This is a genomic window from Streptomyces sp. IBSNAI002 (genome assembly GCF_052244475.1).
Lineage (GTDB): Bacteria > Actinomycetota > Actinomycetes > Streptomycetales > Streptomycetaceae > Streptomyces.
Genome location: NZ_JBQPXG010000006.1, coordinates 439,876 through 458,290, shown reverse-complemented (window position 1 = coordinate 458,290; position 18,415 = coordinate 439,876). Strand labels below are relative to the sequence as shown.

Here is an 18,415-nt window from a genome sequence, read left to right as displayed (position 1 = left end):
GTGGGTTCCGTCCGTTGTGGGGGTCAGCGGGAGGCCGTGGCCTGGGCCGCGGCCTCCCGGGCCTGGGCGGCGAAGCCGTCCTTGTTCTCCGAGACCCACTTCTGGGACGCGCGACGGCTGTCGAGGGCGCCGGTGAAGTGCGGTGCCACGTAGCGGGCGAGCAGCTCGTAGCTGCGCTTGGTCTGCTCGCGGGTGGCCCAGTCCTGGGTGTTGACCAGGAGGGTGCCGAAGCCGCCGCTCTCGCGCTGCATGCGCTCGATCCCCTCGATGGCGTCCTCGACGGAGCCGATGATCGCGGTGTGGGTCTCGACGGCCACCTCGGCCTCGCGGCCCTCGGGCAGCTTCGCGGAGGCGCCGACGGTGTCGCGCACGTACTCGCGGAACCAGTGGCTCATCCCGGCGCGGACCTGGTCGAGGGCCTCCTCGCGGGTCTCGGCGATGTGCACGCAGATCGCCACGCGCCACTTGGAGCGGTCCACGCTCTGGCCGTACTTGGCGGCCTCCTCCTCGCCGGCGGCCCACAGCTGGGCCAGCGGCGGCTCGGACATGCCCGGGCGGCCCGCGAAGGTCAGCGCCTCCAGGCCGTAGCGGCCGGCCAGGCGCATGCCGCGCTCGGTGCCGGCGCTGGCGACGGCCATGTCGAACCGGGGCTTGGTGTACGGGCGCAGGTGCAGCATGGCGTCGCGCAGTTCGAACCAGTCGGTCTTCATGGTGACCGGCTCGTCGCCCTTGAACAGGCGGACCAGGGCCTCCAGGGACTCGCCCATCATGCGGCGCTGGTCGCCGGCCGAGATGCCCATCATGTGGGCGTCGGCGGGCGAGACCCCGGCGCCCATGCCGAACATGGCACGCCCGCCGCTCTGGTGGTCCAGCTGCACGATGCGGTTGGCCGCGGTCAGCGGGTGGTGGTACGGCAGGCTGACCACGCCGGTGCCCAGCTTGATGCGGCGGGTGCGCTCGGCCGCTGCGGCGAGGAAGACCTCGGGGGAGCTGACCGTGGACCAGCCGCCCGAGTGGTGCTCGCCCACCCAGGCCTCGTCGAGGCCGAGCTCGTCGAGCCAGTGGATCAGGTCCAGGTCCCGCCAGAAGGCGGTGGTGGGGTCCTCGCCCAGCGAGTGGAAGGGAGGGATGAAAGCACCGAACTTCAGCGTCATGACTGTATTCCTTCGAGGGGTCGGGCCGCCGTGCCGGCGAGCCAGAGGGAGAGCTGGTCGGCCAGCAGCCGCAGGCGCGGAGACTGCATGACCGTGTAGTGGTCGCCCGGCAGCGCGACGTAGTGGAAACCGGAGGGGAACAGCTCGGACCAGGCGGCGACCGCCTCGTCCGTGGAACCGTCCTCGGCGCGCAGGAACGCGGTCGCTCCCGCGTAGGGCTGCGGCGCGTAGGACAGGAGGGCCCGGAAGTTGCGGGCGAAGCGGGTGTGGATCTCGCTGAACATCTCGATGCCGACGCCCGCGGGCAGGACATCGAGTTCGGCGGCCTTGGCGTAGAGGATCCCGAAGGCCGCCTCGGGACAGTCCGCCGCACGGAACAGTTCCGGGTCCGGCTCCCAGGAGGTGCCGGCGAGGCCCGCGAGGTCGCGGCCGAACCAGGAGAGCAGCACGGCGTCGTCGATCCGCGCCCGCTCCGGGTCCGGGCCGGGCGGCTCCAGCAGGTCGATCACCGCGAGGTGTTCGACCTCGTGCCCGGCCGCGGTCAGCTGCTGGGCCATCTCCAGGGCGATGACCCCGCCCATGGACCAGCCGCCGAGCCGGTACGGGCCCTGCGGGACCGCGGCGGTGAGGGCGGCGGCGTAGTGCGCGGCCAGTTCGGGCACGGTCTCGAGGACCTCGTCGTCCGGCACCTGGAGGGCGTAGAACGGCTGGTCCTCGCCGAGCAGCCCGGCCAGTTCGCCGTAGCAGAGGACGTCTCCGCCGACCGGGTGGACGAAGAACAGCGGGGTCTGGGTGCCGGTGGTGCGGACGGGTACGAGGGCGGTGCGGCGGACCGATCCGCCGGCCTCCCGGATCGCCGTGGCGAGCAGGGCGATCGTCGGCCGGGCGAACAGGGTGGACAGCGGCAGCGAGCAGCCGAGCCGCGCCCGGATCTCGGCCATCAGCCGGACCGCGAGCAGCGAGTTGCCGCCCAGGGCGAAGAAGTCGGTGTGCACGCCGAAGCCGGCGGTGGGGAAGAACTCGGACCAGATCGCGGCGATTCCGCTCTCCGTCAGGTCCCGGGGGCCCTGAGCCGCGTCCCCGTCGGCGGCCTCGGCGCCGGGCACCGGCAGCGAGGAGCGGTCGACCTTGCCGTTGGCGGTCAGCGGCAGCTCGTCGAGGACCAGGATGTACTGCGGGACCATGTACGAGGGCAGGGCCGCACCGATGGTCTTGGCGAGCAGCTCGGGCGTCACCTCGCGGGTGCGGTCCTCGTCGAGGACCACGTAGGCCACCAGGCGCTTGGCTCCCTGGCGTTCGCCGACCGCCGAGGCGACCGCGGCGCGCACCCCGTCGCAGGCCAGCAGTGCGGCCTCGATCTCGCCCAGCTCGATCCGGTAGCCCTGGATCTTGACCTGGAAGTCCTCCCGGCCGAGGAACTCGATGTTCCCGTCCGGCAGGTACCGGCCCAGGTCGCCGGTGCGGTACAGCCGCTCCCCGGTGGCCGGGTGGCGCAGGAACGCCGCCCGGGTCTTGGCCTCGTCGCCGAGGTAGCCGCGGGCCAGGCCCGCGCCGGAGATGTAGAGCTGGCCGGGCACCCACACCGGGCTGGGCTGCATGGCCTCGTTCAGTACGTGGAACTGCTGGCTGCGCAGCGGCTTCCCGTACGGGACCGAGGTCAGCGACGGGTCGGCGGCGCCGGTGATGTGGTGCGCGATCGACCAGATCGACGCCTCGGTCGCCCCGCCCAGGCTCCAGACGGCCGCCTCGGGAACGAGCGCGGCGATCCGCTCCGGGAGGGTCAGCGGGATCCAGTCGCCGCTCATCATCACGGTGCGCAGCGGCAGGGTGCCGGTCATTCCCGCGCCCAGCGCGTGCTCGGTGAACATCTCCATCAGCGTCGGCACGCTGTTCCACACGGTGACCCCGTGCGCGGTGACCAGCTCGGCCCAGCGGCCGGGCTCGCGGTGGGCGTCCGGGGCGGGCAGCACGATCGCGCCGCCGGCGGCGAGGATCCCGAACACGTCGTACACCGACAGGTCGAAGTTGAGCGCGGACAGGGCCAGGACCCGGTCCTCGTGCGTGACGCCGAACCGCTCGTTGATGTCGAGGCAGGTGTTCAGGGCGCCCGTGTGCTCGATCATCACGCCCTTGGGCGTGCCCGTGGAGCCGGAGGTGAAGATGACGTACGCGAGGTCGTCCGGGCGGGCGGCCGCGGCGGGCAGTGCTCCGGCCGGCACGGCCAGTGCCTCGGGGCCGTCCACGGACAGCCGTACGGTCTGCTCCGGCCACTGGACGTCCGCCTCGGCGCGGCTCTGGGTGAGGACCAGGCGGATGCCCGACTTCTCGCACAGCAGCCGCAGCCGCTCGGCGGGAACCCCGGCGTCGATGGGCACGTAGGTGGCGCCCGCCTTCAGTACGCCGATGGTGGCGGCGACCTGCTCCCAGCCCTTCTCCATCACGATGCCGACGAACGTGCCGGGCCCGGCCCCCCGCTCCAGGAGCCAGCGGCCCAGCCGGTCGGTGTGCTCGTCGAGTGCGCCGTACGTGAGCTCGCGGCCGGGGGCGATCACCGCGACCCGTCCGGGGTGTGCGGCGGCCTGCGCGGCGAACGGCTCGTGCAGCAGTCCGGCGGGCAGCGGCCCGGCCGTCGCGTTGACCGACCGGCGCACGTCGAGTTCGGCGGCCGGGGCCAGGGCGGGCGCCGGGCGGCGCCAGGCGTCCTCCTCGACGCACAGGCCGCGCAGCACGTCGAGGTACGCCGCGAACATCGCGTCGATCATCCCGGCGGGGAAGAGCTCCTCGATGACGTCCCAGTTCACGATGAGCGCCCCGGCGTCCTCGACCACCTGGTGGTCGAGCCACACCTGCGGGGTGCGGATCGAGCTGGAGACCTCTTCGCCGCCCTCGCCGATGGCGGTGAGGTGCTGGGCCAGGCCCATGGAGGCCGCGGAGTCCTCCTTGGCCGCGAAGTTGACGGTGCTGGCGAAGACGACCGGCATGTTGGCGCGGGCGTTGCCGCCGCGGGCCCGGTTGAGCTCGCGCAGCACCGCGACACCGCTGACGTGGCTGTGCTCCAGGTCGTTCCACAGCTGGCGCTGGATGCGCCCGGCCCGCTCGCCGAAGGCGACCGAGGCGGTGGAGTCGATCTCCAGCAGGGTGGTGGCGCTGAAGTTGCCGAGCACGCTGCCGACCTGCTCGTGCAGCGGCAGCCGGTTGAAGAAGAGCACGTTCAGCGTGAAGCGGCTGGACTTGCTCCAGGACGCCAGGACCTGCGAGTAGGCCGTGCACAGCGCGGCCGACGGGGTGACGCCGGCCGCCGAGGCGTACGCCTTGAACCGGGACCAGTCCTCGGCCTCGATCCGGCTGGAGCGGTGGGTGAAAGCGGGTGCCTCCAGCGAGCCCGGGTCGGCGGCCAGCGGCAGTTCGGGCGCCGGCGGCAGCGTGTCGAGCCGCTCGCGCCAGTAGGCGAGGGAGGCCGCGTGCAGGTCGGTCTCCTCGACGGCCTTGGCGGTCAGCACGTAGTCCCGGTAGGTCAGCGGGACCTCGGGCAGCGTGCCGGCCTCGCCGCGATAGGCGGCGGCCCACTCGCGGAACAGCAGCGAGGTGCTCCACGCGTCGATGATCAGCGCGTCGAGTCCGATGTGCAGACGGGTGCGGCCCTCGGTGACCCGGGTGGCGCGGATGTCGAACAGCGGCCACACGGCCGTGTCGAAGACCTGCCCGGCGACCTCGTCGTGGAGTTCGGCCAGGCGCGCGGTGCGCTCCTGCTCCGTCCGGCCGCGCAGGTCGGTGGTGCGGATCTCGTACGGGGCGACCTCGGGCAGCACCTTCTGGTAGCCGTCCTCGGTCATCACCGCGCGCAGCATGTCGTGCCGGCCGATCATCAGCCGCAGGGCGTCCTGCAGCCGCTCCACGTCCACCCCGTCGAGGTCGACCTCGATGAAGAAGTACGTGGAGACGTTGCCGAGTTCGAAGGCGGCGGAGCGGCCCACCAGGTAAGCCTGCTGGAGGTCGGTCAGCGGGAACGGCTCGTAGCGGGCCGCCTCGTCGCGGACCAGCTCGGGCAGTCGCCCGCCGCCCGTCGTGGCCTGCGCCGCGGGGTCCTGACCGGCCGCGCCGGCCGGGGAATCCTCGGCGGTTCCGAGGGTCTGGAGGATCTGGTCGCCGAGCGTGCCGACGCTGCGGCCCTCCAGGAACGCCACCAGCGGCAGCGACACCCCGAGCGCGGCCGACAGGGCCTCCTTGACCTCCAGGGCCATCAGCGAGTCCAGGCCGAGGTTCTGCAGCGGCTCGTCGCGGTCGACCAGGTCGGCCGAGGTGCCCAGTGCGCGGGCGACCGTGGCCGTCAGCAGCTCCCGTACGGCCGCGGCGTCCAGCGACCGCGGGTCGGCGGCCGGAACGGGCGGGGCCGCGGCGGGCAGCGCCCTGGCGGCGGGGGCTTCGGCGGCGCCGGTGCGCAGCAGCTGGTCCTTCGCGGCGCGGCGCAGGCACACCCCGGTGGCCTCGACCACCGTGCGGCCCTGCGCGTCGTACAGCGCGGCCTCGGCGAGCAGCATGCCCTGCGGGTCGGGCGACGGCAGCAGCCGAACCCGGCAGTACGTCTCGCCCTGCGCGCCCGAGAAGCCGTGGAAGGCGAACCGGTCGATGCCGACCAGCATGAACGTGGCGTCCGCCGGGGTGCCCTCGGGCAGGCAGGCGAACAGGGACTGGAACAGCGCGTCGGTCTGGCCGGGGTGCAACCGGTAGCCGTCCGCCTCGCCCGGGCGCGGGGCTCGCATCTTCGCGACGGCCTCGCCCTCGCCGCTCCACACGTGCTCGATCCACTGCGCGGTGGGGCCCAGGTACAGCTTGCGGCGCCACATCCGCCGGTAGAACTCCTCGCCGGTGGTCTCCTCGGCGAGCGGGGCGCGCAGCGCGTCCAGGTCGGTGAGGGCCGGGGCGGCCGCGGGGAGCACGGCGAGCTTGCCCTGCGAGTGCAGCAGCCAGCCGGCGCCGTCCCGACGGGCGGAGTAGTAGCGGTACGCGGTGCGGCCGCCGGGCGCCGGGTCCAGGACGAGCTGGACGCGGGCCCGCTGGTCCTCGTCGAGGATCATGCTCTGCAGGACCAGGCACTCCTCGATCAGCGCACCCGCGCCGCCGCCGTCGGCCCGGGCGGCCTGAAGGGCCGACTCCAGGTAGACGCCGATGTTGACGACGGGCAGCCCGTCCATCACGCAGTCGCCCAGACAGGGGTGGCCGGTGGTGTCGAGCACCGCCGCGTACTGGACGGAGTCCAGCGGCGAGGGCACCCGCTCGCCCAGCAGGCGCGCGGACGCGGCCTCGCCGGCGCCGGGCGCGGCCGGTACCGGGCGGGCGCTGGGCGTGAACCAGTGCCGGGTGCGCTGGAAGGGGTACGTCGGCAGCGCGGCGCGCCGCCGGGCGCGGCCCGCGTCGTACGCGGCCCAGTCCACCGGCGCGCCCAGCGCGTACAGGGCGCCGAGGCTGTCCAGCAGCACCCGGCCGTCGTCGTGGCCCTTGCGCAGCGACGGCAGGAAGACCGGGGCCTGTTCGCCGTCGCCCGCACCGGGCACGAACCGCTTGGCCATGCCGGACAGCGCGGGCTGCGGGCCGGTCTCCACGAACACCCGGAAGCCCATCCCGTGCAGGGCCGTCATGCCCCGCAGGAAGTCCACGGGACGGCGGATGTGCTCGCGCAGGTAGCCCGCGGAGAAGGCCTGCGGGCCGGTCAGCGGCTGCCCGGTGACGTTGGAGACGACCGGGATGCGGGGGGCCGCGTACGTCAGGGCGGCCGCGGCGGCCTCGAACCCGTCCAGCACCGGGTCCATCAGCGGCGAGTGGAAGCCGCGGGTGACGGTGAGCCGCTTGGACCTGATGCCGTCCTCGGCCAGGGCGGCCAGCAGCACGTCCAGCGCCTTGGCGCCGCCGGAGACGACCAGGGACTCGGGGCCGTTGACCGCGGCCACCGACAGCTCGCCCCCGTACGGCGCCAGCGCCGCGGCGAGCCGCTCCTCGGTGGTGAAGACCGCCGCCATGGCGCCCTCCACCGACAGTTCCTGCATCATGCTGCCGCGGCGCACGGCGAGGGTCAGCGCGTCCTCCAGCGACAGCACGCCCGCCACGCAGGCCGCGACGATCTCGCCGATGCTGTGGCCGAGCACGGCGCCCGGTTCGATGCCCCAGGAGCGCCAGAGCTCCGCCAGCGCGTACTCGACGGCGAACAGGGCGGGCTGGGTCCAGCGGGTCTCGTCGACCAGGGCGGCCTCGGCGGGCGAGGGGTGCAGCACGGACAGCAGCGAGCGGTCCGTCAGCTCCGAGACGATGGCGTCGCAGCGGTCGACCGCGGCCCGGAAGACCGGCTCGGTCGCGTACAGCCCAGCGCCCATGCCCGCGTACTGCGCGCCCTGGCCGGTGAAGAGGAAGGCCACCTTCGGCTGTGCGCCGGCGGGCACGTGGCCCGTGCGGACGCCCGCCGGGAGCAGCGCGCCGGGCGCGTACGCGGCCAGCTTCTCGCGCATCTCCGCGGCCGAGCCGGCGACCGCGGTCAGCCGGTGCGCGAGCGGGGCGCGGCCGGTGGCGGCGGTGTGGCAGACATCGGCGAGCGGCGCGGCGTCCGGCCCGTCCAGGTACGCGGCGTGCCGGGCGGCCAGGCCGGCGAGCGCGGCCGGGCTCTTGGCGGACAGCGTCAGCAGCTGGGCGGTGCGCTCGGCCCCGGCCGGCTCCCGGGCGGGGCCGGCCGGCGCCTCCTCCAGGACGACGTGGGCGTTGGTGCCGCTCGCGCCGAAGGAACTGACGCCCGCCAGCCGGGGCCTGTCACCGCGCGGCCAGGCCACGGCGGTGCGCGGGAAGGTCACCGAGAGGTCCTCGACGCCGATCTCCGGATTCACCTCCCGCAGGTCCAGCTGCGCCGGGATCTCCTCGTGCTGCAACGAGAGCACGACCTTGATCAGCCCGGCGATGCCGGCGGCCGGCTCCAGGTGCCCGATGGTGCTCTTGACCGAGCCGACGACCAGCTCCTCGCCCGGCGCCCGGCCGCCCAGTACGGCGTCCAGGGCGCGCAGTTCCAGCGGGTCGCCCAACGGGGTTCCGGTGCCGTGCGCCTCCACGTAGCCGATGTCCGCGGGTTCGACGCGGGCGGAGGCCAGCGCCGCGCGGATCACGTCCTGCTGGGCGGCGGCGTTCGGGACGGTGATGCCGGCGCTGCGGCCGTCCTGGTTGACGGCGGAGCCGCGGATGACACCGAGGATCCGGTCGCCGGCCGCCTGTGCGTCGGAGAGCCGCTTGAGGACGACGACCCCGCAGCCCTCGCTGCGCACGTAGCCGTCGGCGCGGGAGTCGAAGGTCTTGCAGTGGCCGTCGGGGGCCAGCATGTTCGCCTTGTCGGCGATGGCGAACCACTCGGGCGACAGCAGGACGTTGACCCCGCCCGCCAGCGCCATGCCGCTCTCGCCGGAGCGCAGGCTCTGGCAGGCCAGGTGCACGCCGACCAGCGAGGACGAGCACGCGGTGTCGACGGAGAGGCTGGGGCCCTGGAGGCCCAGCCAGTACGAGAACCGGCCGGCCGCGAAGGTGGAGGCGTTGCTGGTGAGGCTGTACGCCTCCAGCTCGGCCGGGTCGATCTGCTGCATCTGGCTCTGCACGTAGTCGTACGTGGTGACGCCGAAGTACACCCCGGTGTCGGAGCCGGTCAGGCCGGCCGGCGAGATGCCCGCGTGCTCCAGCGCCTCCCAGCCCACCTCCAGCAGCAGGCGCTGCTGCGGGTCCAGCGTGGCGGCCTCGCGCGGCGAGATCCCGAAGAAGGGGGCGTCGAACCCGTCGACCCGGTCGAGGAAACCGCCGAGGCGGCTGCCGTGCCGGGCGGTGTCCCAGCGGTCCTCGGGCACCTCGCGGATGCCGTCGCGGCCCGAGCTCAGGAACTCCCAGAACTCCTCGGGCGTCTCGGCGCCGCCGGGCATCCGGCAGGCCAGGCCGACGATGGCGATCGGCTCGCTGCGGGCGCGCTCGGCGGCGTCCAGCTCGGTGCGCAGGCGGCGGATCTCGCGCACGCTCTGGGCGAGTACGTTCTGCCGCTCGTGGTCTCTGTCGGTCATCGGGCTGCTCCGGCTGCGGGCGTCGTGGAACCGGACTCCGCGGCCAGCACGGCGAGGAGTTCGGCTTCGGAAAGGTCGTCGAGGGATGTGTCGTCCTCGGACCCGGAAAGGTCCGAAGGCGCCTGCGGTGCGGGGGATTCGGAGTGCGTGGGGGAGGGGGCGGAGGTGGAGGTGGGGTCGGCGGCCGGGGCCGCGGCCGCCTGCGGGCCGGCCTCGGCCGCCGCCCGCTCCGCCAGCGCCAGCAGATGCGCGGACAGCGCCTCCACCGACGGGTGCTCGAACATCACGGTCGCCGGGAGGCGGCGGCCGAGCAGGCTCTCCAGCCGCACACGGGCGTCGCGGGCGAGCGTGGAGTCCATGCCCATCTGGAAGAAGCCGGCCGTCCGGTCCACCCGGTCGGTGCTCAGCTCCAGGGTCCCGGCCACCGCCGCGGCGACCTGCGCGCGGACCAGTTCGGTACGGGCCTCGCCGGGCTCGGCCGCGGCCACGGCCGCCACCAGCGGGGCCAGGTGCCCGCGCCCCTCGGCGGCGTCCGGCGCCGCGGGCAGCGCGCCGCCCGCGGTACGGCCGTCGAGCGGAACCGGGCCGGCGGAGCCCGACGCGCGGAACCAGAAGCTCTCGTGCTGCCAGGTGTACGCGGGCAGCGGGACGGGCCGTGCGGGCGCCGCCGGGAGCAGCTCGGCCAGCCGGGCGGGCAGGCCGTGCGCGTGCAGGGAGCCCAGGATCTCCAGCAGGCCGTGCGCGTCCGGCTCGTCGCGCCGCATGGACGGCAGGGCCAGGCCTTCGCGGCCGGAGTGCTCGAAGGCCTGCTCGACGGCGGACAGCAGCGTCGGGTGGGGGCTCATCTCGACGAACACCCCGTGGTCGCCGTCGATCAGCGAGCCCACGGCGTCCCAGAAGAGCACCGGCTCGCGCAGGTTGCCCGCCCAGTACTCGGCGTCGAAGCCGGAGCCGTCGCACAGTTCGCCGGTGACGGTCGACAGGACCGGCACCCGGCCCGCGCGGGGTTCGATGCCCTCCAGCTCGGCCAGCAGGTCCGCGCGCAGCGCGTCGACCTGGGGGCTGTGCGAGGCCACGTCCACCTTGACGTGGCGGCAGAAGACGTTGCGCGCCTCCAGGGTCTTGGCGAGCTCGGCGAGCACCCCGGGGTCGCCGGAGAGCACCGTGGAGGTGGGGCTGTTGCTGACCGCGACCGAGACCCGGTCGCTGTGGTCCGCGACGAACTCGGTGGCCTGGTCGAAGGGCAGGCCCGCCACCAGCATGGCGCCCTGCCCGCTGATGCGGCGCAGCAGGAAGCTGCGGCGGCAGATGACGCGGGCCGCGTCGTCCAGGCTCAGCACGCCGGCCACGTACGCGGCGGCTACCTCGCCCATGCTGTGGCCGACGACCGCGTCGGGCTCGACGCCGAAGGCCCGGGCCCGGGCGGCGAGTCCGGCCGCGATGGCGAACAGGGCGGGCTGGATGACGTCGATCCGCTCCAGCGGCGCCCCGTCCTCCAGGCCCATGACCGCGTCGACGACGGAGAACCCGCCGTCGGTCCAGCGCTTGAAGGCCTCGTCGCACTCGGTCACGGCGGCCCTGAACACCGGGCAGGTGCGCATCAGTTCGCGGCCCATTCCGGCCCGCTGGGCGCCCTGGCCGGGGAACACGAAGACGACCTTGTCGCTGATGTCGCCGCCGGTGCGGCCGGTGACCACCGAGGCCGGGGACTTGTCCGCGAGCCACATGTCCAGCCGCTCGGCGGCCTCGGCGTGCGTGCGCGCGGCGACCGCGAGCCGGTGCGCGTGGCGGGTGCGGCGGGTGGTGGCGCCGTGCACCAGCGCGGAGAACGGCTCCTGCCGCGTCGCCTCGTCCTGGAGGTGGTCGCGCCAGGCGCGGGCCATCGGGACCAGCGCGTCGGCGGTGCCCGCGTAGACCGGCAGCAGCCAGGGGCCCTGCGCGGCCTGCGGTGCGGCCTCGCCCTGCGCGCCGGCGCCGTCCTGCGGTGTGGCTGCGCCCTGTGGTGCGGCCTCGTCCTGCGGGGCCGGGCCCAGGACCACGTGGGCGTTGGTGCCGCCCGCGCCGAAGGAGCTGACGGCGCCGTGGCGGCGCTCGGCCGGCTCGTCCCAGCTCGCCGCCTCGGTCGGGATGCGCAGCCGTCCGCCGCCGAGCGCGATGTGCGGGTTGACCTCGTCGAGGTGGAGGTTGGGTGCGATGGCCCGGTGGTGGATGCTCAGCGCCACCTTGATCAGCCCGGCCAGGCCGGCGCCCGCCTCCAGGTGCCCGATGTTGGTCTTCACCGACCCGAGCGCGCAGCTCCCGCCGCCCGCGTCCGCGGTCCCGTACACCTCGTGCAGCGCCTCGACCTCGATCGGGTCGCCGAGGCTGGTGCCGGTGCCGTGCGCCTCCAGCAGGGTCACCTGCGCGGGCTCCAGCCGGGCCGAGCGCAGCGCCGCCCTGATGACATCGCGCTGGGACAGGCCGCTGGGCGCGGTCAGGCCGTTGGTCAGGCCGTCCTGGTTGACGGCGGAACCGCGGATGACGGCCCAGATCCGGTCGCCGTCCCGGGTCGCGTCCGAGAGCCGCTTCAGGACGAGCACACCGACGCCCTCGCCGCGCGTGTAGCCGTCGGCCTTCGCGTCGAAGGTCTTGCAGCGGCCGTCGGGGGCGAGCGGCAGGCCCTTGGAGTGGGCGACCGTCATCGTCGGCGACAGGATCAGGTTCATCCCGGCGGCGACCGCCGTGGAGCACTCCTGGGTGCGCAGGGACTGGCAGGCCAGGTGCACGGCCACCAGCGAGGACGAACAGGCCGTGTCGACGGTCATGCTCGGGCCGCGCAGGTCGAGCTGGTACGAGAGCCGGTTGGAGATGATGCAGTTGGTGCCGCCGACGACGGTGTACGTGTCGAGGCCGGCCGGGTCCTCCAGCTGCATCTGGAGGTAGTCGGTGGCGTTGGCGCCGACGAACACGCCCGTCGCACTGCCCTGGAGCTTCTCCCGGGGCAGGCCCGCGTCCTCCAGGGCCTCCCACGCCACCTCCAGGAAGTGCCGCTGCTGGGGGTCCATGCGCGCGGCCTCGCGCGGGGAGATGCCGAAGAAGTACGGGTCGAAGCCGTCCACCCCGTCGATGAACCCGCCGAAGCGCATCGTGGTGCGGCCCGGGGCGTTCGGGTCGGGGTCGTAGTAGGCGTCGGCGTCCCAGCGGTCGCCGGGCACACCGGTGATCGCGTCGGTGCCGGAGCTGATCATCTGCCAGAACTCGCCGGGTGAGGAGACCCCACCCGGCAGTCGACAGCCCATGCCGACGATGGCGATGGGCTCATGGCGCTTCTGTTCCAGCGCGTCCAGCCGGCCCCGCAGCATGCGGACGGCGGACAGCGCCTTGACCAGGGCGTCCCCGGAGCGGTCTCCGGAGCGGTCATCGGCCGGGGCGGCCGCGGCGGCGGTGCTGATGCTCACTAGAAGGTCTCCATCCGCTCGCTCAGTTCCGCGAGTTCACGTTCGAGGAGGGCCTCGAGGCTCTCCGGGTCTGCTTCGCCGTCCGCCGCCGCGGGCAGGACGGGGGCTGCGGCTTCGGGGACCTGCTCCGCCTGCTCCGGGGCCGCGTCGCCGTCCAGGGCGATGCCCGCCTTGCCGGCCAGGAACGGCGCGATGTCCCGTACGGTCGGGTAGTTCCAGATGAGCGTGGCCGACAGCTCCACGCCGAAGGCCGCCTCCAGGCGGTTGCGGAGCTCCAGCGACATCAGCGAGTCGATGCCGAGCGAGCGCAGCGGGGTGTCCGGGTCGATCCGGCGGGCGGGAAGCTTGACCACCTGCGCGGTGATCTCCCGTACGGCGGTCTCGAACGCGGCCCGCCGTTCCGCCACGGGCAGTCCGGCCAGCCCGGCGGCGACCGCACCGTCCGCCGGTCCGCCCTGCGCGTCGTCTTCCTGGCCCGCGGCCAGCACGGGCACGGAATCGAGCCGCAGGACGCGCAGCTCCTGCGCCTCGGCCAGCACGGCGCCGTCGGGGGACAGGATCCGTACGCGGGCCCGCCAGTGCCGGTCGTCTTCGGCCGGCTCCACCTGCGCGTACGCCCACAGCTCGCCCGAGAGCGTTCCGTACACCCGCAGCCGGCCGATGGACTCGCTGACGAAGCACTGCGTGACGCCTTCGCCCCACGCGGCGCCGAGCAGCGGGGCCACGGCCGACTGCAGGGCGGAGTCGAGCAGCGAGGGGTGCACCCGGTAGCCGGGGTCGGCGGGCAGGGTCGCGGGATCGGGGATGATCCGGGCCAGGGCGGCGCCTTCGCCGCGCGCGAGACTGCCGATGCCCTGGAAGGCGGGGCCGTAGCCCAGGCCGCAGGCGGCGAGGGCCCGGTAGTAGGCGGGTCCTTCGAGGGTCTCGGTCAGCGGCCCGGCGAGCGAGGCCGGATCGCAGGACCCGGCCGGGTCCTGCGCGGCGCCGAACAGCACCCGGGTCTCGGCCACGCACAGCGGGCCGTCGTCCTCGCGGACGAAGAAGCGGATCTGCGCGGCCTCGCCGTCCGAGCCCTCCAGTACGGCCTGCACCCGGCGCACGCCCTGTGCGGGCAGGATCAGCGGCTCGCGGAAGGCGAACTCCTCCAGTACGGGGTGTTCACCGGGCCGGACCTGGGCGCACATCGCCAGGGCCATCTCGGCGAATCCGGCGCCCGGCAGGACCGCGGCGCCGCCGATCCGGTGGTCGGAGGCGGTGGCGGCCGACTGGTCGAGGTCCATCTGCCAGTAGTGCGTGCCCGGGGTGACGGGGGAGTCGAGGCGCTCGCCGAGCAGGCCGCGGCGCAGCGCCCGGGCGCCTGCTGTGGCACGGCCCGGGCCGGGGGCGTCGATCCAGAAACGTTCCCGCTGCCACCGGTAGTGGGGCAGCTTGGCCACGGGGGCCGGGGTCAGCACCCGGTCCACGCGGGCCGGGGCGCCCAGGACGTGCAGCCGGCCCAGCGAGCCGAGCAGGGTGTCGCGCTCCTCCTCGCGGCGGCGCAGCGAGGGCAGCGCGGCCACGCCCGTACCGCTCTCGGCGGCGACCTGCTCCACGGCGGGCAGCAGGATCGGGTGCGGGCTCATCTCGATGAAGACGGTCACCTCGTCCTCGACGAGGCGGGCCACCTGGTCGCCGAAGAGCACCGGCTCGCGCAGGTTGTCGGCCCAGTAGCGGATGTCCATCTCCGTGCCGGAGGCCACCGATCCGGTCACGGTCGAATAGACGGGGACGGTTCCGGCGCGCGGGGCGATGCCGTCCAGTGCGGACAGCAGGTCCTCGCGCAGCGGGTCCATCTGCGGGCTGTGGGAGGCGACGTCCACCTTGACCCAGCGGCAGAAGACCTGGTCGGCCTCCAGCCGCGCCGCGATCGCGGTGAGCGTGTCGCGGTCGCCGGACAGCACGGTGGAGCGCGGACTGTTGTTCACGCCGACCGACACCAGGTGCTCCTGGCCGGCGAGGAGCTCGCGGGCCTGGTCCATCGTCAGCTCGCAGGCGAGCATGGCGCCCTGTCCGGCGGCGCGGCGCAGCAGCAGACTGCGGCGGCAGATGATCCGGGTCGCGTCCTCGATGCCCAGCGCGTCGCTGACGTGCGCGGCGGCGACCTCGCCCATGCTGTGCCCGATGACGGCGTCGGGCTCGATGCCCCAGGAGCGCCACAGCGCGGCGAGCGCGACTTCGACGGCGAACAGCATGGGCTGGACGACGTCGATGCGGGTCAGCTGCGAGCTCTCTTCGTCGGCGCACAGCTCGGCCTCGATCGACCAGTCGATCCAGGCCCGGGCTGCGGCGTCGGTCGTACGGATGGACGCGGCGAACGCCGGCTCCGTACGCAGCAGTTCGCGGCCCATGCCGATCCACTGCGAGCCCTGGCCGGGGAAGACGAAGGCGATCCGCGGCCGGGACTCGGCCGGTTTCGCGCCCTCGTGGAGCTGCGGCGGGCGTTCGCCGTCCGCGTGGGCGGCCAGCGCCTCGGCGAGTTCGGCGGTGTCGCGGGCGACGAGGGAGAGGCGGTAGGGGTGGTGGGCCCGCTCCAGGCCCGCGCGGGCCAGGGACGGGAGCCGGTGCGCGGGCCGGCGCGTGGCCGGGCCGCCGTCGGCGGGGCTGTCCGCCGCGGGGCTGTCCGGCGTGCCGTCCGCGGCATCGTCCGCCAGGGTGGCGGCGACGGCGCGGGACAGGTCACGCAGGGCCTGCGGGGTGCGGGCCGAAAGGGTGAACAGCTCGGCTGTGGGCGGGTGTTCGTCCGGAAGCCGCACCTCGAAGCCGAGTCCGGCGAGGGCTGCGAGCGTCTCCACCAGCCCGGACCGGTCGTCCTCGCCCTCGCGGCGCATGGTGGCCAGTACGGCCGCGGTCCCGCCGTACTCCTCGGCGGACTGGCGCAGCGCCGGGGCCAGCACCGGGTTCGCGCTGATCTCGACCAGGACGCCGGTCCCGCGGGTCAGCAGGTGTGCGGTGGCCGGGGCCAGCAGGACCGGCCGGCGCAGGTTGCGGACGAAGTACGAGGCGTCCGCCTCCCGCCAGTCGAGCGGCTCGCCGGTCACGGAGGAGATCATCGGGATGCGGCCGGGCCGCGGGGTGAGCGTGCCGATGGCCGCTTCGAGGTCGGCGGTGATCGGGTCGATGCCGGGGCTGTGGGCCGGCAGGTCGACGCGGATCATGCCGCAGAGCACGCCCTCGGCCTTCAGGTCGGCGACCAGGGCTTCGAGTGCGGCGCGGGGCCCGGCGAGGCCGGTGGTGCGCGGGCCGTTCTGGGTGGCGACCGAGATGTCCTCGGCGCCGACGCGGTCGTCGAGGCGCTGCTGGAGGTCGGCGGCGGAGAGTTCGACGACGGCCATGCCGCTGCCGGAGCCGGCGACGCGGCGCTGCTGGTCGCTGTAGTGGTGGATGAGGCGGACCGCGTCCGGCAGGTCGAGGATGCCGGCGATGACGGCGGCGGCGATCTCCCCGAGGCTGTGGCCGACGACGGCGTCCGGGCGGACCCCGGAGGCCTCGAGCCAGGCGGCGATGCCGACCTGGATGGCGAAGAGTACGGGCTGCATCACCCCGACGTCGCCGCTGCGGGCGGTGGCCTCGTCGGCGTGCAGCTCTTCGAGCAGCGACCACCCGGCGTGCCGGGCGAGTTCGCGGTCGCAGTCCTCCAGTACGGAGCGGAAGACGGGTTCCGTACGGAGCATGGTGCGGGCCATCCCGACCCACTGCTGGCCGTACGGGGAACATATGAAGGCCACCTGCGGGCGGCCGGCGGAGTCGGCTTCGGTGCCGGGGCCGGGTCTCTCCAGGAGGGTCAGCGGCGCGGGCGCGGTGACGGCTTCGAGGACGACGTGCACGTTGGTGCCGCCCCAGCCGAAGGCGCTCACCCCGGCCCGGGCCGGTCTCTCCCCGGTGTTCGGCCACGGCTCCTCGGCCGCGGTGACGCGCAGGCGCAGGTCCTCGAAGGGGATGTGCGGGTTGGGCGTCTCGAAGTGGATGCTCGGCGGGATCCGGCGGTGGCGCAGCGCGAGGGCCGTCTTGACGACGCCGGCGATGCCGGCGGCCGCCTCGAGGTGGCCGATGTTGCTCTTGACCGACCCGATGCGCAGCGGCGCGTCCTCGTCGCGGCCGCGGCCGTAGACCGCGCCGAGCGCGGTGGCCTCGACCGGGTCGCCGAGCGCGGTGCCCGTGCCGTGGGTCTCGACGTACTGGACCTCGGCGGGGGAGATGCCGGCCTGGCGGCAGGCGGCGCGCAGCACGGCTTCCTGCGCGAGCGGGTTGGGGGCGGTGAGGCCGTTGCTCAGGCCGTCGTTGTTGGTGGCCGTGCCGCGGATCGTGCACCAGATGTCGTCGCCGTCGGCCAGCGCCCTGGACAGCGGCTTGAGGACGATGGCGCCCGCGCCCTCGCCGCGGCCGAAGCCGTCGCCGCGGGCGTCGAAGGCCTTGCACCGGCCGTCCTGGGAGAGGCCGCCGAACTTGCTGAGCGAGACCATCGTCTCCGGGCTGAGCAGCAGGTTCACCCCGCCCGCGACCGCGGTCTCGGATTCGCCGGCCCAGATGCTCTGACAGGCCAGGTGGACCGCGAGCAGGGACGAGGAGCACGCCGAGTCGAGGACGACGCTGGGGCCGGTGAGCCCGAGGACGTAACTGAGCCGGTTGGCGACCATGTTCAGGGCCCGGCCGGTGGCCGAGTGCAGGGAGGCGCCGGCCGGGTCGGCCGCGCCGAGGTCGGCGTAGTCGTGCCAGATGGCCCCGGCGAAGACACCGGTGGCGGTGCCGGAGAGCCGGCCGTCGGAGAGCCCCGCGTCCTCCAGCGCCTCCCAGGCGACCTCCAGGAAGAGCCGCTGCTGCGGGTCCATCTCCTGGGCCTCGCGCGGGGATATGCCGAAGAACAGCGGGTCGAAGGTGTCCACGGGGCCGCGCAGGAAGCCGGCCTGGGAGGTCACCATCTTGCCGGCGGCCGAGGGGTTGGCGTCGAGGTAGGCGGCGGCGTCCCAGCGGTCGGCCGGGACCTCGGTGACCGCGTCGGTGCCCGAGCGCAGCAGCTGCCAGAACTCCTCGACGCCGTCGGCCTGCGGGAGGCGGCACGCCATGCCGGTGATGGCGATCGGCTCGCGGGCCCCGCCGGGCGCGGCCCGGAAGGTGTCCGGGAGCTCGGCGGGCGCCTCGGGCTCGCCTTCGACGACGCGGGCGGCGAGCGCCGCGATGCTGGGGTGCGACCACATGAGCGCCGGGGAGAGCCGGGTGCCGGTCAGCTCCGAGAGGTCGCCCATGAGGGCGACGGCGCGTATCGAGTCGATGCCGACCGTCGAGAAGAGGTCGTCGTCGCGGACCTCGCCGGGTGCGCGTCCCGACCGTACGGCGACCTCTGCGCGCAACCACCGCGTCACGGCCTCGACGGTGTCCATGCGGGACGTGTTGCCGTGGGACGTGCGTCTGTGGGATGTGTCGTCGTGCGATGTGTCGATGTGCCCGGAACCCTTGCCCATCTGCATGAGAACCCCCTCCGTTTGTACATAACGTGGAAACACTTGAGCGCTGATGGATCGTTCTTCGGCCGCCCGCGGAGGGCGGGACGGGTTGTCCTGGCATGTCCGGCATGCGGTCAACAGGGCCAGGAATAAAGGAAGTTGCGTTCCGTTTAGGGCGGGAAGTGTGGGGGGATGGCGACCGCGTTCGGCGCCGGGGAGGCGCCTGCCGCCGGGTGGTGCGGCGGTGCGGTGCGATTCCGCCGGGGGAGTGGCGGAGG

The 18,415-nt window shown here is 74.2% G+C and carries 4 protein-coding genes; all 4 read right to left on the bottom strand.

Annotation, left to right across the window (positions count from 1 at the left end):
- Positions 1–23 precede the first annotated feature (23 nt).
- From ACTVZO_RS44880 to ACTVZO_RS44865, 4 genes are read right to left on the bottom strand one after another with little or no spacing between them, the layout of a single operon-like run.
- Positions 24–1,154 (bottom strand): LLM class flavin-dependent oxidoreductase, encoded by a 1,131-nt coding sequence (locus tag ACTVZO_RS44880; RefSeq protein WP_443304385.1) that lies wholly within the window; start codon positions 1,152–1,154, stop codon positions 24–26.
- Positions 1,151–9,223: a hybrid non-ribosomal peptide synthetase/type I polyketide synthase gene (locus tag ACTVZO_RS44875; RefSeq protein WP_443304384.1), complete on the bottom strand. Its 8,073-nt coding sequence runs from the start codon at positions 9,221–9,223 to the stop codon at positions 1,151–1,153. Before ACTVZO_RS44875 ends, ACTVZO_RS44880 begins: the two co-directional genes overlap by 4 nt.
- A complete protein-coding gene (locus ACTVZO_RS44870) occupies positions 9,220–12,660 on the bottom strand; it encodes a type I polyketide synthase (RefSeq protein ID WP_443304383.1) in 3,441 nt (1,146 codons plus the stop codon). The genes ACTVZO_RS44875 and ACTVZO_RS44870 overlap by 4 nt, the downstream gene beginning before the upstream one ends.
- The gene (locus ACTVZO_RS44865; RefSeq protein ID WP_443304382.1) at positions 12,660–18,074 is read right to left on the bottom strand and encodes an acyltransferase domain-containing protein; all 5,415 of its coding nucleotides are present in this window, start codon (positions 18,072–18,074) and stop codon (positions 12,660–12,662) included. The genes ACTVZO_RS44870 and ACTVZO_RS44865 overlap by 1 nt, the downstream gene beginning before the upstream one ends.
- Positions 18,075–18,415 lie beyond the last annotated feature (341 nt).

What these genes read in the sequence shown, in the direction of transcription:
- ACTVZO_RS44880 (WP_443304385.1), bottom strand. Translation starts at nt 1,154, where the DNA reads ATGACGCTGAAGTTCGGTGCTTTCATCCCTCCCTTCCACTCGCTGGGC.
- ACTVZO_RS44875 (WP_443304384.1), bottom strand. Translation starts at nt 9,223, where the DNA reads ATGACCGACAGAGACCACGAGCGGCAGAACGTACTCGCCCAGAGCGTG.
- ACTVZO_RS44865 (WP_443304382.1), bottom strand. Translation starts at nt 18,074, where the DNA reads ATGGACACCGTCGAGGCCGTGACGCGGTGGTTGCGCGCAGAGGTCGCC.